The following is a 25,064-nucleotide window of genomic DNA, read 5'->3' as shown; positions in this document are numbered from 1 at the left end:
TACGGCATGAAGCCACTTGTCTTCATGCCTGCATTGTCAAGAAAACACTTGTCAAAAGTACAACTCTTTCCACCAAAAAGCCATTCCATGTACTTTCCACAACAGAAATAATCTACCTATTACCGCCTGCACAAAACGACAAAAATAATATAGGTAGGAAATATCATGACTATGCGCCCTCAGGATTATCGTCCGGAAGATTTTCGGGCAGAAACGAACCGTCCACTGACCGGAGAAGAATACCTTGCCTCTCTCAGAGATGGCCGGGAAGTCTATATTGACGGACAGCGCATTGAAGACGTCACAACACATCCGGCCTTCAGAAACTCGGCGGCTACCGTCGCCAAACTGTACGACGCCCTCCATGCTCCTGAATCAAAAGATACACTGTGCCGGGAAACCGATACCGGAAACGGTGGCTACACTCACAAGTTTTTCCGCTATGCCCGCAGCAAAGACGAACTGAGAGAGCAGCGGGACGCTATCGCCGAATGGGCAAAAATATCCTATGGCTGGATGGGACGTACACCCGACTATAAAGCCGCCTTTGGCAGCTCATTAGGCGCATTCCCGGAATATTATGGCAAGTTTGAAGACAATGCCCGCCGCTGGTACAAGCGCATTCAGGAATCCTGCCTGTATCTCAACCATGCTATTGTCAACCCGCCCATAGATCGGGACAAGTCGTCCGATCAGGTACGAGATGTGTATGTACATGTTGAACGGGAAACCGATGAAGGCATCTACGTCAGTGGCGCCAAAGTCGTTGCCACGAATTCAGCCCTGACTCACTACAACTTTATAGCCCAGGGTTCTGCGCAGGTCATTGGCGACGATACTGATTTTGCCCTGATGTTCCTCACCCCGATGAACACCAAAGGCGTGAAGCTAATCTCCCGTGGTTCCTATGAAATGAACTCCGGCCGGGTGGGCGAACCCTTTGACTATCCACTGTCCAGCCGATTTGATGAAAACGACGCAATTCTGATATTTGATAATGTCTTTGTGCCCTGGGAAAACGTATTGGTTTATCGCGATTTCGACAAACTCCGTTCATGGTTCCCGGTGGCGGGTTTTGGTCGCCTGTTCCCAATGCAGGGTTGCATAAGGCTATGCGTCAAACTCGACTTCCTTGCAGGTCTGCTGGAAAAAGCCCTTGAGTGCACAGGCGTTGTTGATTTCCGGGGTGTTTCTGCCGACCTCGGTGAAGTGGTCGCCTGGCGAAATATGTTCTGGTCACTGACTGACTCCATGTATGCCGAAGCTGAACCCTGGCAAAAGGATGCCTACTTGCCGAACGTTGCCGCCTTGCAGTCCTATCGGGTATTTGCACCGACGGCGTATCCAAAGATCATGAACATTATCCAGCAAACTGCCGCCAGCGGCTTAATCTACATGCCTAGTGGTGCAAGGGATCTGAAGAACCCCGAGCTGGATAAATATCTGGCTCAATACTGTCGTGGTTCACGCGGCATAGAACACGTTGACCGTATTAAAATAATGAAGTTGCTCTGGGATGCTGTTGGCACCGAATTTGGTGGACGACATGAGTTGTATGAAATCAACTACGCAGGCAGTGCTGAAGAAGTGCGTATGCAATGCCTGCGCTGGGCACGCAATACCGGAGCCATGGCAGAGATGAGTGCACTGGTTGAGAAATGCATGAGCGACTACGACATTGATGGTTGGAACGATCCAGCCTACCACAATGGTGAAGACCTCAAGAAAGGCTACCTGTAGCAACAGACAAAGGCTGCCGACAGGGCAACCTTTACTACATACAGACCTTTGGACCATACTCTCTCAACAAGAAAAAGATCAGGAATCCAGTATGTTCAAACACAGCCTGAAATTACTGGCCGCCTTGGCATTAACGGCAGTCACCAGCACCGGCCAGGCCGCCACAGAAATGATACTCGCCACATGGTTGCCTGCTTCACACCCAATGAATGCAACCGTATTCCCCGAATGGGCAACACAAGTTGAAGAAGCGACGGAAGGTCGCGTTAAAGTCAAACTGGAATATGATCTGGGTCACCCCAAAAGCTACTTCGATCTGGTTGAAGACGGCGTAGCCGATGCCGGCTGGTCCGTTCATGGTTACATCCCCGGCCGTTTTATCATGACTGAAGTAGCAGAAATGCCTCATGTAAAAGCCGATGCCCGGGCTTCTTCTGCTGCTTTCTGGAAAGTGAATAAAGAGTTCTTTGCCAAACAGAACGAACACGAAGGCATTGAATTGTTGGCACTGTTCACCAATGGCGGTAATTGCCTTTATCTCACTCAACCCGCTAACAGTTTCAATGATATAAAAGGCAGAAAGATCCGTGTGACCGGGGGCATAGCGTCACAACTCGGAGAGCTGTTGGGGGTCACCGGCATCAGTGCACCGGCCAGTAAAATCTACGAACTGCAGCAACAGGGCGTAGTGGATGGCACCATTATTTCATTGCAGGACCTGAAAGCCCTGCGATTAAGTGAAGTCACCAAGCAGGTCATTTGTTTCCCCGGTGGTTTATACCGGGCAAGCTTCTCTTTCTTCGTCAGTGAAGACTTTATGGCAAACCTGTCGGCTAAAGACCGGGAGGCCATTCGCGCATTGTCTGGCGAGAAGCTGTCAGCGCGCATTGGTCAGGTCTGGGAAGAAGCTGATGTTGACGGCATTAATGCCGCAATAGCCGGTGGCGTTGAAATCATTAACCTGAACGAAGACGACGCCATGACAAAAGAGCTGGTTCGAATTCTTCCTCTGGTTGAAAATAAATGGCTCGACAACGCCAAGAAACGTGGCGTTGACGGCAAGGCAGCTCTTCAGACTTACCGCCAGTACGCTGAAAACTACACACCACAGGGATAAGAGGATCAAGGCTCCGCAATGCGGAGCCTGTCAACGAAACCAGTCAGGGAAAAGTCTGTGCCAGACCTGATAATTGACAAAAACATCCAGTGCATTCCCAATATTAATATTGGTCAGGCCTACGACCAACGCTACGCCCATGAAGATATTCATTATGAGCGATATGAGAAAATGGCGTTATTCTTTGGTCGCAACATGCCTCTTCACCACCACGATCGCTATTTTCAGGTACATGTGATTCTGCAAGGTTCGGTAAGGGTACAACTCGACAATCACTATTATCGGGTGAACGCCCCCATGTGTATCTATACGCCACCAGCCACTCCTCACGCGTTTGTCACCGATGACGAAACCTCTGGCTATGTTATGACCGTAAAGCAGGAAACTGTCTGGGCATTATTAAACGACACTGGAATTATTTATGACGCTCCCCGCTGCTTTTCCCTGAAGCACAGCGATACCAAAACCCGTCATTTTCTGGAACTGTGCCAGCTATTTCAGACAGAGTTTGAGAATGAAACTCGGCACCAGCACCACGCAATCGCCGCATGGACAAAGCTTTTCCTGATTAACTTGTTAAGAATGACCGCGAACAACAACCCTACGCTTAATACAGGGACGACCGACAGCAAAACCTTTACCCGCTTTAACATCCTTATTGAATCCCACTACACAGAACACTGGCCTATCGTCAAATATGCAGCAGAACTGGGCATATCCACCACTCATCTGAACACGATTTGCCAGCGATTGTCTGGAAAGTCCTGCAAACACCTTATTCACGACCGGGTATTTGTTGAAGCAAGACGACTGATGCTGTTTACCGGACAAAGCATTAACCAGATCAGCTACCAGCTTGGTTTTAAAGACCCAGCCTACTTCTCACGCTTCATTAAGCGGATGACCGGGTTGCCACCCAATCAGTTCAGGCTCAAGCCTGAAAGAGACCTATGAAGGTAGGAGCCAAGTTACCCTGATAATTAACGTTGTCGTTTACCTGCCATTATAATATTCTTTCTGCCACCAATCCTGTCTATTTTGTAAGCAGCAAATTACCTCGAACCAAAGCAGAAGCGAAATGAAAAAATATTTTTTAGATGTTGGCGGCCACAAAGGAGAGACTCTGGAAGAGGTATTAAAGCCAAAATACCTGTTTGATGAAGTTCACTGCTTTGAGCCTATCGCTGAGTGCTGTGACTACATCAGGGAGAAGTTCAGCCCGTACATAGAGAGCGGGAAACTCTTTGTGCAGCAATTTGGTCTGGCTGACTTTGATGGTGAGCAGCTGCTTTACGGGGACAAGGAGGGCGGAGCCAGCCTCTTCTCGGACAAAGTTGATATTGATACGTCACTCACTGCCAGCTGCACATTTATAAATGCCAGCACCTTTATCGAAGAGCACGTTTCTGATGGCGATTTGACCATTATGAAGCTTAACTGCGAAGGTGGAGAGGCACTCATTTTGAAAAGCCTGTTAGACAGTGGCTCAATCAACAAACTCTCCAATATCATGGTCGATTTCGATATTCGAAAAATCCCCTCCAGAAGCAGGGACGAGAATGAATTAGTACAGAAGATGACGGATATTGGCTATAAAAGTTACACGACACCCAAAGACTCTATGATCGGTTTAACCCACCAGGACAGAATTAATTTCTGGCTCTCAAATCTGCCTTTTGCAGAGCAGTTCATGCAAGTGAGCACCGATCAGAAGCTTTTGAGTTTATTGCCTTTTTCTCTGCGCCGAAAAATCCAGAAGACGAAGAAAAGACACCAAAAAAGACAACTCGCCAAAAACGTTAGCTAATGAATGCATCAAATCAGAAGAGGGGGAGATCCCCTCTTCTGCCATTATCAGATTAATGGCACGATCAAAACAGGAATATGACTAGCCTTCAGCACCTTATTCGCCACTGACCCCACCAGCAGTTTATCCATTCCATGCTTTCTGCGTTTACCCATCACAATCAGGTCGGCATCAACCCGATCAGCAAAGCCGATAATAGCCTGCTCGGCATGGGCGCCCTCAATCACATGAAGCTCAGGCTTACCCTGGGGAAATTCAACACCCTGCTCCATTTCCTCCTCAATAAAACGCTCAAGTCTCTTCACCATTTTGTCTTGCAACCGATCCACGCTTTCAGTTTCCATCTCTTTCAGCATTTTATCGGTTACAGCGAGGCTGACGTGCCTTCTGGCGTATTCATTGCTGTCTTCTATCACCGTCATAAAAAATAGTCGGGCATTATTGCTGAGTGCCAGCCTGACCGCCATGCGAAATGCCGGACGGGAACCGGCCTGCAAATCCGTGGCATAAACGATATTCGTAATCTCTGGAATCATAACTACTCCTGAATCACCGGCTCACACTTCAAACAGGACATTCACCTGCCCTGTACCCGAGCTTTCAAAATAAGGGGTAATTGTCTCGATTCTGCCTTCATACTGATCCCACCCCAGCGCGCCAAACAGCATGGCAGTGTCGTGCATACCGCCCTCGCCATTACACTTCTCGGCGTATTCCGGCAGTATCTTCAGGAAGGTTTTAAAGTCTCCCTGCTGCCAGAGTTCCAGCACCCGCAGATCCATCTGCTTGTTAAACTCACTGGAAATCGTAAACAACCCGTCATCAACCTTTCTGTTCTCCCAGATCAGGTGCGACAGAGAACCGGACGCCAGCAGAGCCACGCGGGAGTCACTTTCTTTCACGGCTTCCGCAATGGCTTCACCTACGCGCCGAGAGTCTTCCAACTCATGTCGTGTACACCAGGCCGCAATGGAGATCACTTTAATATCACCCGGCTTGTTCATGTAGCGCATAGGTACAATGGTGCCGTATTCAAGATCAAGGCTGGGTACCTCGTGAGACATGACGTTAATACCCTTAGCCACTGCCTTTCCGGCAATACTCTGAGAGAGTTCAGGATTCCCTTTGTAGTCGTAACTCAGATTCTGAATAAAATGTGGGAACTCATGGCTGGTATAAACACCCTCGTTACGACGATTGCCATTGATATGAAACGCCGCATTCACCAGCCAGTGGGTATCCAGAACAATAAAGGTATCAACCTCCAGCTCTCTTGCCATATCTCCCAGCTGTTTCAACCCGTTGATCGCAGCATCTCTGCAACCCTGATGAGGACCGGGCTGTTCAGAAATAATCATGGACGGCACATGAGTAATTTTGGCCGCAAGTACGATTTCACCCATACCTGACTCCTTGCTCTTATTGTTATAACTTGCTCACAACTTGCTCACAAATAGTCGTTTAGCTGGCCTGACTGTAATACTCTTCCTCTGAAACCAGCCACGTCCTTAGTCGCCCGACATTTTCTACTTCGACAATAATCTCGTCGCCCGGCACCACATCAGACAAGCCTTTGGGTGTCCCGGTAGCAATCATGTCACCGGGTTGCAGGGTCATAAAACTGCTGATGTACTCAATCAGTTCCGGAATGTTAAAAATCAGATCTTTCGTATTCCCTTCCTGCCGAAGTTCACCATTGACCCAGGTTCTCACCGCCAGTTTATGGGGGTCGGCAATATCATCACGATCCACCACCCAGGGACCCAGCGGACCAAAACTATCAACATTCTTCACTTTAATGGGGGGACGGGAAAAGTCTTCCAGATAATCTCGCACTGTTAATTCATTGCAGACCGTATAGCCTTCCACATACTCCATGGCATCTTCAGCTTTCACTTTACTGGCGGACTTTCCTATCACCACCACCAGCTCCGATTCATAGTGCATGTAGTTCACATGATCCGGGCGGTAGGCTTTTTGATTATGCGCATTGGTACTGGAAGGAGACTTCACAAACAGAATCGGGCTTTCCGGTTTATCGAAGTCCAGTTCAGCGGCATGGTCAGCATAATTCAACGCCAGACCAATAATCACACCACTCTGGGGAGCCAGCCATGTGACTTCATGTTCTGAATACTGCCGCCCATCACGGGTCGTTACCTGATAATTATCCGGATTGGAATCTTCGCAGGTCACCTGTTCAATAACACCATCAATTTCAACGCGAGCGTGTTTCATTCTTGTTCTACCGCCTGTTTTTGAATCTTTTTTATAGCTTCATGCGCTCTTCAACTTCAGAACACAATTCAATGAGTTGATCAACCAGCTGTGGACTCAGCCGCTTTCGCATTCGCCGATATTGTTTATCCACTTCAGGGCTCAGTTCGGCAAACAGGTCTCTGGCCTTTTTGGTCATGCGAATCAATGTACGTCTTTGGTCTTCCATTGGACGACGCCGGACAACGTAGCCTTTTTGCTCCAGCCGGTTGATCATGCCGGTCATACTCGGAGCCAGAATGCAGCACTTCCGGGACAGCTGATTTGGCTCCAGTTCATCAAATTCATACAGTGCACGCAGTATTCGCCACTGCTGTTCTGTTAAACCATGTTCCTGCAACAGCGGGCGGAAAAAGCTCATTACACCATCTCTGGCTTTTAACAGTTTCAGGGAAACCGAGTCATCAAACTTTCTCATTATGGATCGCCTCTCATCTTTTTATTCTTCGCTGCAGGTTATTGCTCGTTGCAAAACAGGGCAGGGAGGCCCGTCAATAAACCGATGGCCCTGATGCCTTGCTGGCTAATGTCTGGTCCGAGGCTTTGAATTTTGCCAGAAGTGCTTCAGAAGTTCTTGCCAACAGCGTCGTATCGACTCCAACGGCGACAAAGGTTGCTCCCAGCTCAAGGTATTTCCGCGCCAGCGTTTCATCGGCACTAAGGATGCCCGCCGCTTTGCCAGACTGAACAATGTTGGTAATGGCCTGTTCAATGATCGCCTGTACTTCCGGATGCCCGGGATTACCCAAATGCCCCAGTGCTGCAGACAGATCAGCCGGGCCGATAAAAATACCATCCACCCCTTCAACATCCAGAATCGCATCCAGATTATTCAGACCTTTCAATGTTTCAATCTGCAACAGCAGGCAAATTTCATCGCTGGCGTTGTGAAGATAATCCGTTTTGCGATTCCATTGTGAAGCTCTTGCCAATGCACTGCCGACCCCGCGTATGCCCATCGGCGGATAACGGGTTGCTGCCACCATTTCACGGGCTTCCTCAATGGTTTCAATCATGGGAATCAGCAGGTTTCGGGTACCGATATCCAGCAGCTGCTTGATCAGCACCGTATCCTTCCAGACAGCACGAACTACCGGCTCCGACGGATACGCAGCCAGTGCCTGAAGCTGGGACAAAATGGTATTGATATCATTAGGTGCGTGTTCACCATCAATCAGGAGCCAGTCAAAGCCGCTACCAGCAATCAGTTCGGCACTGTAGCTGTTTGCCAGCCCCAGCCACATTCCCAGTTGCACTGAACCCTCTGACAACGCCTGCTTAAATGGATTGACAGGATGTTTCATTATTATTTTCCTTCAGTCGGGTCAGACAAAACGACAGCTGACAGATCCCATGTCGCCGTAATCCACTGTAAATGTGTCGCCTTTTCTCGCAGCTACCGGGCGGGTAAATGATCCACCAAGAATAATCTGTCCCTGTTTCAGCTCCACATCATAAGGCGCCAGCTTATTGGCCAGCCATGCAACCCCATTTGCCGGATGGTTCAATACAGCAGCCGCCACACCCGACTCTTCAATCACACCATTACGATAAAGCAACGCAGAAACCCAGCGCAGGTCAACGTCTTCAGGTTTGATAATCCGCCCCCCCATGATAATGCCGCCGTTTGCGGCATTATCCGCAATGGTGTCGAACACCTTGCGCGGTCTGCCAGAGTCCGGGTCAAGAGAATGGCTGCGGGCATCGATCAACTCCAGTGCTGGAACAATATAATCAGTCGCCTTATAAACGTCGAATATCGTACAACCCGGCCCCTTTAATGGTTTACCCAGAATAAAAGCCAGCTCCACTTCTATGCGCGGCACAATAAAACGATCCGTGGGTATTTCTGCACCATCTTCAAACAGCATATCGTCCAGCAGAACCCCATAATCTGGCTCGTCTATCTGTGATGAATACTGCATGGCTTTTGAGGTCAAACCGATCTTATGACCAACCACCGAACGGCCTTCGTCCAACTTGATATCGACCCAGCGTCGCTGGATCGCATAGGCATCCTCAATGGTGATATCCGGGTGCTGCAACGAGAGCTGTCGAATCTGCTCTCGCTTGATTTCCGCCTGATGCAGGCTTTGGGCGGCTTGCTCTATAACCTGTGATGAAAGCATGAAGAAACCCTTTTTGTTATTCGCTTTATTGTTAATGTTTGCTCAAACATTAACCGGGCTTATATCGATACAGCTTACTACATTAATTACTATATTAATTATCTTTGAGATTTTTAGCCGGTGTCAAGTTTTGTTGCATAGTGTTTGTTTTATTGAAATCAAACCTGAACTGTAAATATTTATCCTGCATTCATCATTAAAGATATTCATATCTAACTGATTATTCTATGTTTTTAATTATTCTTTCGTTTACACACTGCTCGCTTGCTAACAAACTTTAACAGATGAATATTGACATCAATTTGTGATCCGAATAAATTTCTTTAACAATTTAATTAACAGATAAAATGTTAAGCTGTTTCCAATAAAAACAAATACCCGAAAATTCAAGTAAAGTCGCAGCCTGTGCTGCATAAAGAAGCTGCTCATGATCTTTTGAGGAGAGCGAAAATGGTGAGAAGTTGTTCCTGTTTTTTGATCTCATGAGGCGCGTAGTGGTGCTACGTAACGAATGAGATCAAAAAACAGGGGCAATTTATCGGCATTTGCAGCCCTCAACAAAATTATGAACAGCTTCTAAAAATAAGAATCACCGACTGACCCGGGGTACAAAAATAATGAAACGCGCACGAGTCCTGATCGACAATTCTGTCGTCAATATCACCAGTGAGAATGGAAAACTCTGGCTAACGGATGATGGCAGGGTTACCGATGTGACTTCAGCCCAGTGGCTCCCGCCAAAATGTGCGCAAATCATAGGTCTGGCTGTCAACAGTGCCCGTCATGGAGACGAGTGTCAGGTGACTATTCCTGAAAACCCGATTCTTTATTTCAAACTTCCCAACAGCCTGACAGGCCATAATACTCCGGTACAACGTCCTGATCAGGTCAACTTTTATACCCCGCAGGCTGAGCTGGTGATTGAAATTGGTAAAGCAGCGCACAGGGTCAGAAAAGAAGACGCTCTCAAATACGTTTCCGGCTATACCCTCCTCAATAACTTCACTGTTCAGGATTTTGTGAAAGGCTATTACCGCCCGCCAGTGAAAGCCAAAAACTTCGATGGTTCTGGTGTTCTCGGGCCCTGGATGGTCAGTGCTGACGAAATTGATAATCCTGATGCACTCTCTGTCACAACCACCGTCAACGGTAAAGTGGTCAGTAGTGGTTCGACCGCAGATTACATTCACAGTGTCGCCGATGTGATCGCTTATATCAGTGACTTCATGACCCTCGCTTCTGGTTCACTCATCACCATGGGAACCATTGGCGGACTGGTCAATGTAGAAGCGGGCGACGAAGTCTCTGTAGAAATCAGTGGCATAGGTTCAGTCACCAATTCACTGGTTGATACCGAAGCCTTTTATGGCTGAACCCAAACTGCATTGAACGCCGCAAAAAATAATAAAAGTCATTCCGAGGCAGACACATGATTAAAAATTTTATTAATGGTCAGTGGGTCGAGAGCGCAGAAACCTTCGAAACCGTTAACCCGGCAACCGGCGAACACCTTGCCACGGTAGCGCAGGCTTCACCAGAACAGGTCGCGGAAGCCTGTGCAGCTGCCAGAGCCGCTTTTCCGGCTTGGGCCAATATGCCGGTACAAAAGCGGGCAGCCATTATTAACCGTATTGGTGATCTGATCGCCGACAATGTAGAAACCTTGTCGGAGCTGGAAACAAAAGACACCGGACTACCACTTTTCCAGACCCGTAATGCACTCATACCCAGAGCGTCCAACAACTTTTATTTCTTCGCAGAAATGTCCAAACAGATGAATGGTCATACTTATCCCATGGATGACCAGCTGCTGAACTACACCCTGTATCAGCCAACCGGTGTGTGCGCACTGATTTCCCCATGGAATGTACCGTTTATGACCGGCACCTGGAAATCCGCGCCCTGTCTGGCACTGGGTAATACCGCTGTTATGAAACAGTCCGAGCTGTCACCGCTGACCACAGATTTCCTTGGCAAAATCATGGAAGAAGCCGGCGTCCCTAAAGGGGTTTACAACATTGTTCACGGTTATGGCTCAACCACCGGACAAGCCCTGATCACCAATAAAGAGGTGAATGCCATTTCCTTTACCGGCGGCACATCAACCGGTGAACACATTATTGCCAACGCCGGGTTGAAGAAGTTCTCCATGGAGCTGGGTGGCAAGTCACCAGTCATGATCTTTGACGACTGCGACTGGGATCGCGCTATGGACGCGGCCGTTTTCGGTATTTTTTCCATTAACGGCGAGCGTTGTACGGCAGGCTCCAGAATTTTTGTTCAGGAAACCATTTACAACAAATTCTGTGAAGAGTTTGCCCAAAGAGCTCGCAATATTCGGTGTGGCGATCCAATGGATATCAACACCAAAGTCGGTTCACTGATCTCAAAACAACACTTTGACAAAGTGACAGGTTATATCCGTATTGGTCTGGAAGAAGGCGCCACCCTGCTGGCAGGTGGCCCCGAAAAACCGGACTATCTGCCAACCAGCCTGAAGAACGGGCATTTTGTCGCGCCTACCGTGTTCTCGAATGTGACCAACGATATGCGGATTGCCAGAGAGGAAATCTTTGGCCCGGTTTCCGTACTGATTCCATTCAAAGATGAAGCCGACGTCATCAGGCAGGCCAATGATAACGACTATGGTCTTGCATCCTATCTGTGGACCAATGACAGCAGCCGTGTACATCGAATCGCCAAAGCGGTTGAAACCGGCATGATGTTTGTGAACAGCCAGAACGTGCGAGATCTGCGCACACCCTTTGGAGGCGTTAAGGCATCCGGCACCGGGCGCGAAGGCGGAACCTACAGTTACGAAGTCTTTGCAGAACCCAAGAATGTCTGCATCTCTCTCGGTTCACACCACATCCCGAAATGGGGTGCCTGACTCTTGAATCTGATCGCCCAATGAAGGTCACTTAACGTGACCTTCTATAAAACAACAATAACGAGGCTCGGTATGAAATCAGTTTTACGTCTTTTTGCACTGGCAACCATCGCGGTTGCATCCACCTTGTTTACTCTGTCAGCCAGTGCTGCCACAACACTTCGAATCGCCACCTGGCTGGCACCTACACACCCAATGAATGCTGAAGTATTTCCAATCTGGTCTGAGTGGGTTGAAGAAGCTACGGAAGGAAGAGTAAAGGTCAAACTGGAATACGACCTGGGTCATCCAAGAAGTTACTTTGATCTGGTTGAAGACGGTGTCGCCGATGCAGGCTGGTCACTGCATGCCTACGTGCCCGGTCGTTTTGTACTGACAGAACTGTCTGAAATGCCCATGACCAACGCCACTGCTGAAGCAACGTCTGTCGCTTACTGGCGAATCAATGAGCAATACCTGTCAAAGGCTGGTGAGCACGAGGGTATTACCCTGCTGGGTCTGTTTACTGAAGGGGCTGCTGCACTACAACTGAGAAAGCCGGTTGAGACACTGGACGATCTGAAAGGCCTGAAAATCCGCGCTCCCGGTGGTATTGCTTCCCAGATCGGTCATGAACTGGGCGTCACCAATGTCAGTGCTCCGGCACCAAAAGTCTATGAACTGTTACAACAGGGTGTGGTTGACGGCGTGATGATTGCGCCCATGACCCAAAAGTCCCTGCGTCTGAACGAAGTGATCAGCCAGATGATCAGCGTGCCCGGCGGTGTGTTCCGTGGCAGCTTCTCATTCTTTGCCAGTGAAGACTTTCTTGATGGTCTGAGCAGTAAAGATCGTAACGCCATTCTTTCTATCTCTGGTGAAAAGTTTTCGGCTATGGCAGGCAGAGTCTGGGAACAGGCTAATATTGACGGTTTCTCTGTGGCATCCGAGTCCGGCGTAAGTTACACCGAAGCGGATCAGGCGACACCGATCTACCAGACACTGGATCGCATCACTTCGGAAGTTCGCAGTGACTGGGTGAAGAAAGCCTCATCCCGTGGTGTTGATGGTCAGAAAGTGCTTGATGAGTATCTGGCTCTTGCCACCGGTTATACCAATTCCGCTTTCTAAATATGACCATGAGCAAGTCATTCTGGGTCGCGGGACAATACCCTGAAGGGCATAAAGGCGGAACGACGAGTAATAGCGAGCTATTGCGAGGAGTTCCAACGCAGCTCCCGTGATTCAGAATGGCTGCGCAATTCATGTTTAGAAAAGGGAATTGGTATTATACCTCTGAAACCAGCGAGTAAGTCTTATGAGCTTTAGCAAATGGTTAACGGAAAACTACGAGGAGCCCGGCGCATTGCGCTGGGTTGCCCTGATTCTGGAAACACTGGCCGGGCTGGCACTGTTAATCCTTATGCTGGTGACGTGTATTGACGTGGTCGGCCGCTATTTCTTCAGCAACCCGCTCAACGGTGCCACAGAAATGACCGAGATTGGCATTGCGCTGCTGGTATTTGCACAAATGCCGGTGATTACCTGGCGGGGTGGACATGTGGTGGTGGATATTCTTGACCGTTTTCTTCCGGCACTGGTGATCAAAATACTGGGAACCCTGTCTGGTCTGCTTATCAGCTTTGCTTTTTATGCGCTGGCTAACCGTATCTGGGAGCTGGCTGCACGTTCTATTCGACGCAACGAAGTCACAGAGTTTCTGTCGTTTCCCGTGGGCATCGTCGTTCAATACATTGCTATTATGAGCTGGGCCACTGCAGCAGGTATGTTGCTGTGGGGCATCTGGCGTTTATGGTTGAAGAAACCTCACCTCTCTGACCATCAGGTCAGTGAACCCGGCAGGTAAAGGAGGCTGTTTTATGGAAGCTGCATTAATTGGTTTCGCTGTCCTGCTGATTTTAATCATCGTTATCCGGATGCCCATTGCGCTGGCGATGGGACTGGTCGGTTTCTTCGGGTTTGCTGCCATGCAGGGGCTGACGTTGGGAAATATGGCCGACTTTAACTGGCGTCCGGTTCTCACCATGGCGTCACGACGGGTGATTGATACGGCACAGGATTACCACTTGTCGGTGATTCCCCTGTTTGTACTGATGGGCAACCTGATCACTCATTCCGGCATGTCACAGCAATTATACAACGCTGCCTATGCATTCCTCGGGCATCGTCGGGGTGGTCTGGCTATGTCAACCATCGTCGCCTGTGGTGGTTTTTCTGCCATTTGTGGCTCCAGCCTGGCAACCTCTGCCACCATGGCAAAAGTCGCCATGCCACCCATGCGCAAGTTTGGTTATTCCGATGGTCTGGCAACAGCCTCTATTGCGGCCGGTGGAACGCTGGGCATTCTGATTCCTCCCAGTGTGATTCTGGTCATGTACGGCCTGTTAACCGAAACGAGCATCAGGGAGTTGTTTGCGGCCGGTTTTATTCCCGGTTTACTGGGTGTGCTGCTTTACCTTGCTGCAGTCCAATATATTGTCTGGCGAAACCCGAAATCCGGCCCGCGTGGTGAAAAGCTGAACTGGAAAGAGCGCTGGGAAAGCATGCGGGAAGTGCGCGGCATTATCGCTCTGTTCGCACTGGTCATGGGCGGCATTTATGGCGGTATATTCACGCCCACTGAAGCGGCAGGCATTGGTGCCGGTGGTGCGTTTCTGATTGCCCTGTTCCGCAAGAGTCTGACATTACAAACCCTGTTTGAAGTGATTACCGACTCGACCCGCACAACCGCTATGCTGTTTGGCGTGTTGATTGGTGCGCTGATTTTTTCCAACTTCATCAACCGTGCCGGACTGCCTGACGACCTGCTGCAGTTTGTTATCGACATGAATCTGCAACCGATGCTGGTTATCTTTGCCATTCTGGTCATTTACATGCTGTTGGGCATGGTGTTTGAGTCCCTGTCCATGTTGCTGTTGACCGTTCCGGTGTTTTTCCCGCTGGTCGCCAACCTTGGTTTTGATCTGGTGTGGTTCGGCATTGTTGTGGTCGTTGTCACTGAAATCAGCCTGATTACGCCGCCCGTGGGTATGAATGTCTTTGTACTGAGTGCCATATTAAAAGACATCAATACCGGCGTTATTTTCAGAGGGGTGACACCTTTCTGGATAGCCGACCTGATCCGGCTGGCGATTATTGTGCTGGTAGCCCAGATTTCACTGTTTTTGCCGCAATTACTTTATGGCTAAGACGTAAGCAGGATATCAATATAACAGGTGATCTATGCCCCATTTAATCATCGACTATTCCAGCAATCTGGAGCCTCATGCCGACTTTAACGAACTGTTTGAAAGTGTTCAGGGCTATATCGAACAGTCTTCACTGTTTCCGTTAACAGGGCTGCGTTGTCGTGCATTTGCCAGTGACCATCACCATATCACCAGTGGTGACTCACAATACGCTTATGTTCACGTGAATTTCAGAATCGGGGCTGGAAGAACAGTTGAACAGCTGAAGCAAAGTGGAGAGGCCATTAACAGACTGCTGCTGGACTGGCTGGAGCCCGTTAATACGAGAGGTCAAATAATATGCGCCCTGTCGTTTGAAATCACCCAGATTGATTCCGGACTATCCTGGAAACACAATCCGGTAAGGGCGCATATGGCCAGACATTGAGTCTGGCCCTGTCGCTTAACGTTTACCGCGGGACAAAACCGCTTTGTTATTTTCCTGAACATCCACCCGATTCCCCTTGTCGTAATCAAAGTTACGGTTGGTGGGTTTCGGACTGAACTGGTTAATCGGCAGAGTCGCTTCCCAGGCATCAAACTTGTCTTTCAGTTCCTGAGCCTTTTCCGGCTTTTCTGCCGCAAGGTCTTTCCACTCACCCGGATCATTCGCCATGTCAAACAGGCGGATGGTACGTGGGCCATGGTTACGGTTCTGGGTCAGTTTCCAGTCACCATCACGAATCGCATAGTCCTCGTCACGACGCCAGTACAGGGTGTCGTGAGGCTTGGCATCTTCACCCATTTTTCCGTTCAGATAAGGCAGCAGATTTTTGCCATCAAACGGGAATTTGCCGGTATTCGTGCCTTTGAACAGAGAGGCAATGGTCGGAACGATATCCAGCGAGCTGACCTTTTTCTCGTACTTCAAACCTTCTGGCACCATGCCCGGCCAGTGCATAACAAACGGTACACGAACACCGCCTTCATAAGTCGTTCCCTTGAAGCCGTTGAATGGCCCCGGGCTGGACATGGTGGTTTCGCCACGCTGTTTACGACGTGGACGTTCAAAACCCTGACCCGCTGGCGTACCGTTATCACTCATGAAAAATACCAGAGTATTGTCGTCAACACCCTGCTTCTTCAGTTTATCCATCACTGCACCAATGCCATCGTCCAGTGCCAGAGTCATACCGGCAAATACACGACGCTCATCACCTGCAAAACCTTCTTTTACAGGCAAGTCTTCAAGTCTTTTCAGGTAACTGTCCGGCACCTGCCACGGATGGTGAACCGCAAGGTGAGCAAGGTACAGGAAAAACGGCTCGTCTTTATCCGTTGCCTGCTTAATGAACGACACCGCCTCATCGGTAAACATATCCGTCAGGTAGCCGTCCTGCTCCTGAATAGGAGGCTCAACTTCATCGTTACGGAAGATAGGCGCGAACATTACACGTCCATCGTCTTCAGTTTGGGAGCGGAAATAGTCGTGTGTGCCACCGAGGAAACCATAGAAGAAGTCAGCACCACGGTCGTTAGGTTTACCAGTACCATCACCCAGATGCCATTTACCAATGACGCCTGTGGTGTAACCCTGATCCTTCATGATCTCCATTACCAGCGGCTGATCTTGAGGAATGGTATTTTCCTTGAAGTTACCGTAAACCCCCATGCGCTGCTGATAAACACCCGTCAACATACCGGAACGGGAAGGGCCGCAGACAGAAGCCGAAACATACGCCTGAGGAAAATGCACACCGTTAGCCGCCAGCTTATCGATATTCGGCGTGCGAATATCGTCTACACCGTGGTAGCCAACATCACCCCAGCCCATATCATCGGTATAGATAATGATGACATTGGGCTGTTCGCTTTTAGCTACTTCAGGCACTGCAGCCGGTTTGGCAACAGCAGTGACTGCTGCCGCTGAAACCGTCATGGCAAGGGCTAATTTCTTTAACTTGTGCATTCGTGTGTCTTCGTTCTGTAGGTTGCGTACGTTTCGACCAGATAGATTCTGCGTCGTACTCTAATCCCTGTCCGGACAAAGAAAAACATCGATCAACATATTGGATGACACACGTCAACATACGCCTGTTTCGGCAACAATTTCATTTAGTGAATGCCAGTAACTACAAGATTTTGAACACTTTTTTATGATTTCGTTACAAGCTTTTCTGATGAATTTTCGAAGCAGCTTTAAAGAAGAGCAATCGTCTCTGACTGAAAAGAGCGGAAAGAAAAGGTCAGGAAGAACACCTGACCTGTCAAATAGAATGTCTTAGTCTTTTAATGTTTTTCGAGCAAAGTGTACTGCACTCCGAACTTGCTCCGGCGCCGTTCCGCCAATATGATTACGGGCACTGACCGAACCTTCCAGAGTCAGTACATCAAAAACATCCGCCTCAATAGTGTCAGAGAATACCTTCAGCTCTTCCAGTGTCATTTCAGACAAATCCTTACCCTGCTCAATACCATAAGCGACTGACTTGCCCACCACTTCGTGGGCATTACGGAACGGCATGCCTTTTCTGACCAGATAATCAGCCAGGTCGGTGGCGGTGCTGAAACCACGACGGGCGGCGTCTGCCATGGCGTCTTTTTTCGCTTCGACATGGGGAATCATATCCGCGAATGCCCGCAGGCTGTCTTTCAGGGTGTCCACCGTATCAAACAAAGGTTCTTTATCTTCCTGATTGTCCTTGTTGTACGCCAGTGGCTGAGACTTCATTAATGTCAGCAGGGAAATCAGATGACCATTCACCCGGCCGGTTTTACCCCGCACCAGTTCCGGCACATCCGGGTTTTTCTTTTGCGGCATAATGGAGGAGCCGGTGCAGAAACGATCCGGCAGATCGATAAAGTTAAACTGCGCCGATGTCCACAACACCAGTTCTTCCGACATTCTGGACAGGTGCGTCATGATCAGGGCACCTACCGAACAGAACTCAATGGCAAAGTCCCGGTCACTGACCGAATCCAGCGAATTGCGGGTCGGGCGATCAAAGCCTAATTGTTGTGCAGTAAACTCGCGGTCAATGGGGTAGGTCGTACCTGCCAGTGCCGCAGCACCGAGGGGAGAAACATTCACACGCTTGCGGCAGTCCTGCAAACGCTCACGATCCCGAACCAGCATTTCAAACCATGCCATCAGGTGATGACCAAAGGTGACCGGCTGTGCCGTCTGCAAATGGGTAAAACCGGGCATAATGGTATCGGCTTCACGTTCAGCCAGACCCAGCAAGCCCTGCTGAAAGCGATTCAGTTCCTGATCAATATGGTCTATTTCATCCCGCAGCCAGAGACGAATATCCGTTGCCACCTGATCATTACGGGAACGGCCTGTATGCAGCTTTTTGCCAGCATCGCCAATACGATCGGTTAAACGCGCTTCGATATTCATGTGAATATCTTCCAGCTCAACAGACCAGTCGATGTTGCCCTGTCGGATATCCTCCAGAATACCTTCCAGACCACTGATAATAGCGTTCAGCTCGTCGCCGGTCAGAATGCCTGCCTTGTGCAGCATACGGGCATGCGCCATGGAACCAGCAATATCGTGTTGATACAGGCGTCGGTCAAAGTCGATGGATGCCGTGAATCGTGCCACAAAGGCATCCACACCCTCGCTAAACCGTCCACCCCATTGCTGATTACTGTTATCAGACATGTCTAACCTCTTTTCGTTCTTCTGAGAGCTTTGTACTTCCCGCTCCGGCTACGGCATTATATGAACAGGCTTCAATAAGAACAATGAATCAAGCAGCCAATGCCACACTCCGCTCTCGACAAACAGAACAGTGATCATCTGTTTATTCCCGACCTGTGTCACACCTCGGCAGTGTTCATCCTGGTGTTGGTGGCTGAGCTGTTTGTACTGATTCAGGTGCTGGCTTTTCCCGGTAGCCACGGATTTGACTGGAACCGACTCGCCATCACTTCCCTGTTTGTCCAGTGGATAGCCCTGTGCAGTGCCGCTGTGTTGTGCCGACTCAGACTGCTGCTGAAACATTCACCCATCACCGTCATTGTCTCCGCCGTTCTGGCAACCGTATTGATCATTACCCTCACGGTGACGCTACTGGCACAATGGTTTCTATGGAAAGATGCCTTCCTGCTCACCTTTCCGGACTGGACTCAATTATTACGTCACGCTTTTATTGCTCTCATTATGACGGCCATGCTGTTGCGGTACTTTTATATTCAGCACGAAGCCTCCCGCCAGACCGTTGCCAACGCCAACGCACGCTTTCAGGCTTTGCAGGCGCGTATTCGACCTCACTTTCTGTTCAACAGCATGAACATCATCGCCAGCCTGATTCATATTGATCAGGACAAGGCTGAAGAGGCCGTTGAAGATTTGTCTGACCTGTTTCGCTCCAGCCTGCAGGAAGCAGGGGACCTGATCGCCCTGAGCCGGGAAATCGAACTGTGCAAAGGTTACCTGAGAATCGAAAAACACCGGCTGGGCGAACGACTGAACAGTGAGTGGCGTCTGCACAACCTGCCTGAACCATTACCAGTGACTCTGACCATTCCGCCCCTGACTCTGCAGCCGGTTATAGAGAACGCGGTTTATCATGGCATCCAGCCCAGAGAAAACGGTGGTACGGTGAGTGTAGATATCGCGCTTGGCAACGATAAAGTAACTATCAGGGTGCAAAACCCGGTGCCGGACAACAGCGAACAAGCCGTAGAGCGTGGAAACCGGCTGGCACTGGACAACATCAGGTCCCGTCTGCAACTGCTTTATGGTCACCATGCCAGCATTGACACCCACCTGACCCTGAACAATGGAACAGAAATTTACGAAACCATTATCAGCTACCCGGAAAACAAGTTATCCACAGCATGAAGATACTGATTACCGACGATGAGCCTCTCGCCCGTGACCGGGTTCGGCACCTGCTGAATCGACTGGAAGGGTTCGAAGCCATTGAGCAAGACGCGAGTAATGGCTACGAAGCGGTTGAACTCGCCAGAGCGCATCAGCCGGATATAGTACTGATGGATATTCGCATGCCCCTGATGGGTGGGCTTGAAGCCGCTAATCTGTTGGCAGAGATGGAAAAGCCACCCGCCATCATTTTCTGTACCGCTTATGATAACCACGCTATTGAGGCCTTCAACGTACAGGCCATAGGCTACCTGTTAAAGCCTGTTAAAGTCGAAGACCTGCAACAGTCACTGAACCGTGCCAGCAAGGTGAACAGGGCGCAGATGAATCAACTGCAAAGTTCTCTGGCAAGCAACGGCACTCGCACCCAGATTTCCGCCAAAACCCTGAAAGGTATTGAGCTGGTGCCGCTGGACAGCATTTATTATTTCATGGCCGACAGTAAATACGTGACGGTTTACCATGAAAATGGCGAAACCCTGATCGATGACCCGCTGAAAGATCTGGCTACAGAATTCGAAGCGACGTTCGTCCGCATCCACCGCAATGCCCTGGTTCGCAAAAGCCTGATTGAACGTATGCTGCGCGATGACAACGGGCACTACAGCATTCAACTGGCGCATGTGGAAAAGCCGCTATCGGTCAGCCGTCGTCATGTGCCTTTGATGAAGAAGATTATGCAAACTATGTAGAGTTATTTCTGTCTTCCGCCCTCCTGTCGTATTATCAGAGCCACTCCAATAACAAGCCCGGTGCGACACCGGGGTGACAGGCAGTAAAACCATTCATGAAGACCGTAAGAATTGCCACTCGAAAAAGTGCTCTGGCTCTCTGGCAGGCAGAGTACGTGAAGGAACGTCTGGAACATTTCCATCCGGGGCTCAATGTCGAACTGATAAAAATGACCAGCAAAGGCGATCGCATTCTTGATGCGCCTCTGGCGAAAATTGGTGGCAAAGGACTGTTTGTCAAAGAACTGGAAAACGCTCTGCTGGAAGGTCGGGCCGATATTGCCGTGCATTCCATGAAGGATGTGCCCATGTCATTTCCGGATGGTCTTGGCCTGTCTACCATCTGTCCACGGGAAAACCCTCTGGATGCCTTTGTATCCAATGACTTTCATCATCTGGATGAATTGCCGGAAGGTGCGGTGGTGGGAACCTCCAGTCTGCGAAGACAATGCCAGCTGTTGAAACTCCGTCCGGATCTGACCATTCGGTTTCTGCGTGGCAACGTCAACACGCGCCTTGCCAAACTCGATAACGGCGAATACGACGCCATCATCCTTGCCGCCGCAGGTTTGATTCGTCTCGATATGGCAGGCCGGATTCGAAACTGCCTGACCACCGAACAGTGTCTGCCAGCGGCTGGTCAGGGCGCCGTTGGTATCGAAATCCGTTCGGATGATGAAGCGATCAGACAACTGCTGGCACCTTTGCATGATCAGGATACCGCTGATCGGGTAATGGCTGAGCGAGCCATGAACCGCCGTCTGAACGGAGGCTGTCAGGTGCCTATTGCCTGCTATTGCGAGCTGGACGGTGATGAACTGTTTATCCGCGGGCTGGTCGGACAACCGGATGGCTGCATGCTTCTGGAAGCAGAAACCCGTTGCCACCGCAGCGACGGTGAGGCAGCCGGTATTCAGGTGGCAGAAAAGCTGTTACAGCTGGGTGCCGGGAAGATTCTCAACGAATTAATGCACGACTGATTTCTATGCCGGATAATTCTCTCAACCGTATTCGAGCACTGGTGACCCGTCCGAATCCACAGGGAAACAGGCTGGCTGAGCACATTCAGCAGCAGGGCGGAGAAACTCTTGTACTGCCAATGCTGGAAATCAGGCCGCTGGCAGAAACGCAGGCTATGCGAGAGCGTGTGTTGCAGCTGGATCGTTACCAGAAAATCATTGCCATCAGCAAACATGCTGCGCAGTATGGTCTGGAGCTGATTGAAAACTACTGGCCACAACTTCCCGTTGGTCAGCAATGGTTTGCCATTGGCAATACAACCCGCCAAACTCTCGCCCGGTTTGATGTGTCTGCTTCCTGTTCTGATCAGGGCAACGACAGTGAAAGCTTGCTGGCATTGGATGAATTCAGCTCTCCAGAAGGCCAGAGTATTTTGCTGATCAAAGGGTCAGGTGGCCGGGATTTTCTGGAAAAAGCATTGCAACAAAAAGGCGCGCAGGTGGATACTCTGGAAGTCTATCAGCGCCTCTGTCCGGACTATCAGCCCAATCAGGTGCGACAACAGCTGTCGGATCATGGTATTAATGTCATTCTTGCGGGCAGTGGCGAAACCATCCGAAATCTGTGTCAGCATCTGCCTATGTCCCTGCTGGAACACTACCGGCTGGTGATTCCCGGTCAACGGGTCGCCCGGCAGGCAAAAAAGCTGGGGTTCAGGCAGGTTTATACCGCAACAGGTGCCGACCATGCCGCCATGCTTTCGGTTCTTGAGAAGATCAACGATGAAACCTCCTTGTGAGCAATCTTGTGAGCAATAATGTGAGCAAACAGTCCAAAGACTCTGAACAGGCCAAAAATACTGAAGTGACGGATACGAATCCGAACACCCCGAAAGACAACAAAAAAAGCAGTAAAGCTGCCAAACCCGCTACAGCCCAACCTTCCCGGTTGCCGTTGCTGGTTGCCCTGCTGGCACTGCTGGTTGCTCTGGCAGCTTTAGGCTCTGCGGCTTACATCGGTTGGCGGGGAAAAGCACTGGAAGACAATCAGCCTGTCTTGCAAAGTGGTCAGGAGCAACTGCAGTCACAGATTGCCCGACAGCAGGCACGCCTGACAGAAACCGTTCAGTCACTGGCTCCTGTTGACCAGCAGTTACAGGCTGTACAGCAGCGCAATGACCGCTTGCTGAACCGTATGGATGTATTGTCTCGCCACGTCCGGGAGCTGGCAGGCAGTAATCGCGACGGCTGGCAGCTGGCCGAGGTGGAATACCTGCTGCGTCTTGCCAACCAGAAACTGTTGATGACCAACGATGTCATCAGCGCCAAAGCCCTGCTGCAGGACGCTGACAATATTCTTCTGGAGTTGGATGATTACAGCCTGTACCCCATTCGTGAAGCGCTGGCTGAAGACCTTGCCGTCTTAAAGATGGTGCCTCATCTGGACCAGGAAGGTGTTTATCTGCGTTTGTCTGCTCTTAGTCGCAGAGTGGATGAGTTGCCACTGCTTCAGCCCGAGAGCTTCAAGAAAGAGGAATCGTCAGGCCCACCAGAAGCAACAACCGCTGAAGCTGATCACTCTGACTGGCAAGCACTGCTTCTGGGCATGCTGCAAAACACCTGGGACAGTTTTACCGGCCTGTTCAGATTCACAACGGATCGCACTTCCCCTGTTACACCGCTGCTGACCAGTGAGGAAAACCTGCTGATGCGCCAGAATCTGCGACTGCTTATTGAGCAGGCCAAACTGGCTCTTCTGGCAAGAGAGCAGGAGATTTACAACGAGTCTCTGCAACAGGCCCGCAGCTGGGTAGAGCGTTATTTTGAAATGTCCGGCGATGCATCAGTGGGTATGCTGGAAGAATTGCAGTCATTGTCATCCGTCGCCGTCAGCCCGACTCTGCCCAATATCAACCGCGCTCTGGACGCTATCAAGCAACACCAATCCTCAGAGCCAGCAGACAATCCGGAACCTCCCAAAGCGCCTTCTGACGGAGAAGCTGAACAGTCAGAGAGCGGGGTACAGACCTCATGAAAACATTTGCCCTGTTCCTGCTCCTGCTGTTTGGCTGCCTGTTACTTGCCAATATTATGGTGAACGACACAGGCTATGTACTGATTGCTTATGAAAATATGACGTTTGAGAGCACCCTCTGGGGACTCTGCCTGATCATTGCACTGCTGGCTGGTGCCTTCTGGGTGGTATCCGGGCTTCTACGGGTTCTGTTTGGAGCCACCAGCTTTATCTATCCGTTTACCGCTGACGCCAGACAACGCCATGCTCGCAAGCTGAGCATCCGTGGCTTTGCCGAGTTCACTCACGGTCACTGGAAAAAGGCGGAAAAACTGCTGGTACAGGCGGCCGAAGCCGGTGAAACCCCGCTTTTGACCTATCTGGCAGCTGCCCGTGCTGCTCATGAAGCAGGTAACCACGACGCTTGTTCCGACTACCTGCGCCGGGCAGATCACAAGGCACCTGGTGCAGATCTGGCGATTGGTATTACCCAGACCCAGATTCAACTGTCAGCCGGACAGCTGGAACAGGCTCTGGCCACCATTAAACGATTGCACAAAAAAGAGCCTCGCCACGCTTTTGTGCTGAAGCTGCTTAAACAAGTCTACTGCCGTTTAAATGACTGGCAGTCACTGGCAGAACTGTTGCCAAAACTGAAACGGTTAAAGGTGGTTGATGACGAGGAATATCGCAGGCTGGAGCTGCAGTCCTTCGAGGCTCTGTTTGAACAGGCAGCCAATAACAGCCGTGGTATCACATCAGACGATGAGCGGGCCAAACCTCTGCAACGAATCTGGAATGATCTGAGTGCATCTCAACGCAGAGACCCTGTGATTTTGTATCGCTATACCAGCAGCCTGGTACAGTTGGGACTGGAAGAGAAAGCCGCACCGGTTTTGCGGGAAAACCTGCCTAAATGCTACAGCGAAGAATTGATTCTTCTGTACGGCAAAATTCGCAGTAATGATTTGAAACGACAGTTGTTGTTTACCGAGTCATTGCTGAAAGAACGACCCAACGACCCTGACCTGCTGCTAAGTGCCGGTCGGCTGGCACTTCGTAACGAGCTGTGGGGTAAAGCCCGGGAGTATTTCGAAGCCAGCCTGAGATTCCGCAAACGTGCGGATACCTACAACGAGCTGGGCAGACTGCTGGCTCATCTGGGCGAGCATGAAACCAGTAACCGCTATTTTCAGGAAGGGCTGCTACTGGCAGCAGATACGGTGATTGATCTGCCATCGTCGGGCAAATCACTGCAATCGTTCAACATCTGATCTCTAAATCCGCCCACATCCTGATACGAAGTGGGCAGATGACAATAACAAAATGCATTGAC

Annotated in this window: 24 protein-coding genes; 16 read left to right on the top strand and 8 right to left on the bottom strand. The window is 50.0% G+C overall.

What is annotated here, in order from left to right; genetic code table 11:
• Window positions 1–165 precede the first annotated feature (165 nt).
• From hpaB to EZMO1_RS02265, 4 genes are all read left to right on the top strand, one after another.
• A complete protein-coding gene (gene hpaB, locus EZMO1_RS02280; protein WP_201772245.1) occupies window positions 166–1,740 on the top strand; it encodes a 4-hydroxyphenylacetate 3-monooxygenase, oxygenase component in 1,575 nt (524 codons plus the stop codon).
• 91 nt (window positions 1,741–1,831) lie between these two features.
• A complete protein-coding gene (locus tag EZMO1_RS02275; protein ID WP_034879380.1) occupies window positions 1,832–2,857 on the top strand; it encodes a TRAP transporter substrate-binding protein in 1,026 nt (341 codons plus the stop codon).
• A gap of 57 nt (window positions 2,858–2,914) precedes the next feature.
• Window positions 2,915–3,811: a 4-hydroxyphenylacetate catabolism regulatory protein HpaA gene (gene hpaA / locus EZMO1_RS02270; protein WP_160174128.1), complete on the top strand. Its 897-nt coding sequence runs from the start codon at window positions 2,915–2,917 to the stop codon at window positions 3,809–3,811.
• A 124-nt stretch (window positions 3,812–3,935) separates the two neighbouring features.
• Entirely contained in the window at window positions 3,936–4,664 is a 729-nt protein-coding gene (locus EZMO1_RS02265; RefSeq protein ID WP_034879381.1) for a class I SAM-dependent methyltransferase, read from the top strand.
• A 47-nt stretch (window positions 4,665–4,711) separates the two neighbouring features.
• Here the strand turns inward: EZMO1_RS02265 and EZMO1_RS02260 are convergent, their stop codons facing one another.
• The 6 genes from EZMO1_RS02260 to hpaH all read right to left on the bottom strand — a co-directional run bounded on the left by EZMO1_RS02260 (window position 4,712) and on the right by hpaH (window position 9,070).
• Window positions 4,712–5,200 (bottom strand): universal stress protein, encoded by a 489-nt coding sequence (locus EZMO1_RS02260; protein ID WP_034879382.1) that lies wholly within the window; start codon window positions 5,198–5,200, stop codon window positions 4,712–4,714.
• A 21-nt stretch (window positions 5,201–5,221) separates the two neighbouring features.
• A complete protein-coding gene (hpaD, locus tag EZMO1_RS02255) occupies window positions 5,222–6,067 on the bottom strand; it encodes a 3,4-dihydroxyphenylacetate 2,3-dioxygenase (protein WP_034879383.1) in 846 nt (281 codons plus the stop codon).
• A 58-nt stretch (window positions 6,068–6,125) separates the two neighbouring features.
• Window positions 6,126–6,902, bottom strand: coding sequence for a fumarylacetoacetate hydrolase family protein (locus EZMO1_RS02250; RefSeq protein ID WP_034879384.1), 777 nt, complete (start codon window positions 6,900–6,902; stop codon window positions 6,126–6,128).
• 31 nt (window positions 6,903–6,933) lie between these two features.
• A complete protein-coding gene (gene hpaR, locus EZMO1_RS02245) occupies window positions 6,934–7,359 on the bottom strand; it encodes a homoprotocatechuate degradation operon regulator HpaR (protein ID WP_034879385.1) in 426 nt (141 codons plus the stop codon).
• A 73-nt stretch (window positions 7,360–7,432) separates the two neighbouring features.
• Window positions 7,433–8,245 carry a 4-hydroxy-2-oxoheptanedioate aldolase gene (gene hpaI, locus EZMO1_RS02240; protein WP_034879386.1) on the bottom strand — a complete coding sequence of 271 codons (813 nt, stop codon included), beginning with the start codon at window positions 8,243–8,245 and terminating at the stop codon, window positions 7,433–7,435.
• 21 nt (window positions 8,246–8,266) lie between these two features.
• On the bottom strand, window positions 8,267–9,070 hold the full coding sequence (hpaH, locus tag EZMO1_RS02235) for a 2-oxo-hept-4-ene-1,7-dioate hydratase (RefSeq protein WP_034879387.1): 804 nt from the start codon (window positions 9,068–9,070) through the stop codon (window positions 8,267–8,269).
• A gap of 617 nt (window positions 9,071–9,687) precedes the next feature.
• On the opposite strand from hpaH, the gene EZMO1_RS02230 reads away from it, so the two are divergent.
• The 6 genes from EZMO1_RS02230 (at window position 9,688) to EZMO1_RS02205 (ending at window position 15,575) form a co-directional block, all read left to right on the top strand.
• Window positions 9,688–10,443, top strand: a complete 756-nt coding sequence (locus tag EZMO1_RS02230) for a fumarylacetoacetate hydrolase family protein (RefSeq protein ID WP_034879388.1) — start codon at window positions 9,688–9,690, stop codon at window positions 10,441–10,443.
• Between the two features lie 56 nt (window positions 10,444–10,499).
• On the top strand, window positions 10,500–11,960 hold the full coding sequence (gene hpaE / locus EZMO1_RS02225; RefSeq protein ID WP_034879389.1) for a 5-carboxymethyl-2-hydroxymuconate semialdehyde dehydrogenase: 1,461 nt from the start codon (window positions 10,500–10,502) through the stop codon (window positions 11,958–11,960).
• 72 nt (window positions 11,961–12,032) lie between these two features.
• Window positions 12,033–13,070: a TRAP transporter substrate-binding protein gene (locus tag EZMO1_RS02220; protein WP_082212352.1), complete on the top strand. Its 1,038-nt coding sequence runs from the start codon at window positions 12,033–12,035 to the stop codon at window positions 13,068–13,070.
• 187 nt (window positions 13,071–13,257) lie between these two features.
• Window positions 13,258–13,806, top strand: a complete 549-nt coding sequence (locus EZMO1_RS02215; RefSeq protein WP_034879390.1) for a TRAP transporter small permease — start codon at window positions 13,258–13,260, stop codon at window positions 13,804–13,806.
• 13 nt (window positions 13,807–13,819) lie between these two features.
• On the top strand, window positions 13,820–15,148 hold the full coding sequence (locus EZMO1_RS02210) for a TRAP transporter large permease (protein ID WP_034879391.1): 1,329 nt from the start codon (window positions 13,820–13,822) through the stop codon (window positions 15,146–15,148).
• 34 nt (window positions 15,149–15,182) lie between these two features.
• Complete coding sequence (locus tag EZMO1_RS02205; RefSeq protein WP_034879392.1) at window positions 15,183–15,575, top strand: 5-carboxymethyl-2-hydroxymuconate Delta-isomerase; 393 nt, start codon at window positions 15,183–15,185, stop codon at window positions 15,573–15,575.
• A 15-nt stretch (window positions 15,576–15,590) separates the two neighbouring features.
• On the opposite strand, the gene EZMO1_RS02200 is transcribed toward EZMO1_RS02205, so the two are convergent.
• Complete coding sequence (locus EZMO1_RS02200) at window positions 15,591–17,096, bottom strand: sulfatase family protein (protein ID WP_051790671.1); 1,506 nt, start codon at window positions 17,094–17,096, stop codon at window positions 15,591–15,593.
• 312 nt (window positions 17,097–17,408) lie between these two features.
• A complete protein-coding gene (gene argH, locus EZMO1_RS02195) occupies window positions 17,409–18,797 on the bottom strand; it encodes an argininosuccinate lyase (RefSeq protein ID WP_034879393.1) in 1,389 nt (462 codons plus the stop codon).
• A gap of 99 nt (window positions 18,798–18,896) precedes the next feature.
• On the opposite strand from argH, the gene EZMO1_RS02190 reads away from it, so the two are divergent.
• From EZMO1_RS02190 to EZMO1_RS02165, 6 genes are all read left to right on the top strand, one after another.
• Window positions 18,897–19,982: a sensor histidine kinase gene (locus EZMO1_RS02190; protein WP_034879394.1), complete on the top strand. Its 1,086-nt coding sequence runs from the start codon at window positions 18,897–18,899 to the stop codon at window positions 19,980–19,982.
• Complete coding sequence (locus tag EZMO1_RS02185) at window positions 19,979–20,716, top strand: LytR/AlgR family response regulator transcription factor (RefSeq protein WP_034879395.1); 738 nt, start codon at window positions 19,979–19,981, stop codon at window positions 20,714–20,716. The genes EZMO1_RS02190 and EZMO1_RS02185 overlap by 4 nt, the downstream gene beginning before the upstream one ends.
• 95 nt (window positions 20,717–20,811) lie before the next feature.
• Window positions 20,812–21,735, top strand: coding sequence for a hydroxymethylbilane synthase (gene hemC, locus EZMO1_RS02180; protein ID WP_034879396.1), 924 nt, complete (start codon window positions 20,812–20,814; stop codon window positions 21,733–21,735).
• 5 nt (window positions 21,736–21,740) lie between these two features.
• Window positions 21,741–22,514, top strand: a complete 774-nt coding sequence (locus EZMO1_RS02175) for a uroporphyrinogen-III synthase (protein ID WP_051790673.1) — start codon at window positions 21,741–21,743, stop codon at window positions 22,512–22,514.
• Window positions 22,511–23,749 carry a uroporphyrinogen-III C-methyltransferase gene (locus EZMO1_RS02170; protein ID WP_034879397.1) on the top strand — a complete coding sequence of 413 codons (1,239 nt, stop codon included), beginning with the start codon at window positions 22,511–22,513 and terminating at the stop codon, window positions 23,747–23,749. Before EZMO1_RS02175 ends, EZMO1_RS02170 begins: the two co-directional genes overlap by 4 nt.
• Window positions 23,746–25,002 carry a heme biosynthesis HemY N-terminal domain-containing protein gene (locus EZMO1_RS02165; protein ID WP_034879398.1) on the top strand — a complete coding sequence of 419 codons (1,257 nt, stop codon included), beginning with the start codon at window positions 23,746–23,748 and terminating at the stop codon, window positions 25,000–25,002. Before EZMO1_RS02170 ends, EZMO1_RS02165 begins: the two co-directional genes overlap by 4 nt.
• Window positions 25,003–25,064: the final 62 nt, after the last annotated feature.

It is taken from the genome of Endozoicomonas montiporae CL-33 (genome assembly GCF_001583435.1).
GTDB classification, from domain to species: domain Bacteria; phylum Pseudomonadota; class Gammaproteobacteria; order Pseudomonadales; family Endozoicomonadaceae; genus Endozoicomonas_A; species Endozoicomonas_A montiporae.
The sequence above is the reverse complement of the archived record's forward strand: the minus strand, read 5'-3'. Positions and strand labels throughout refer to the sequence as shown.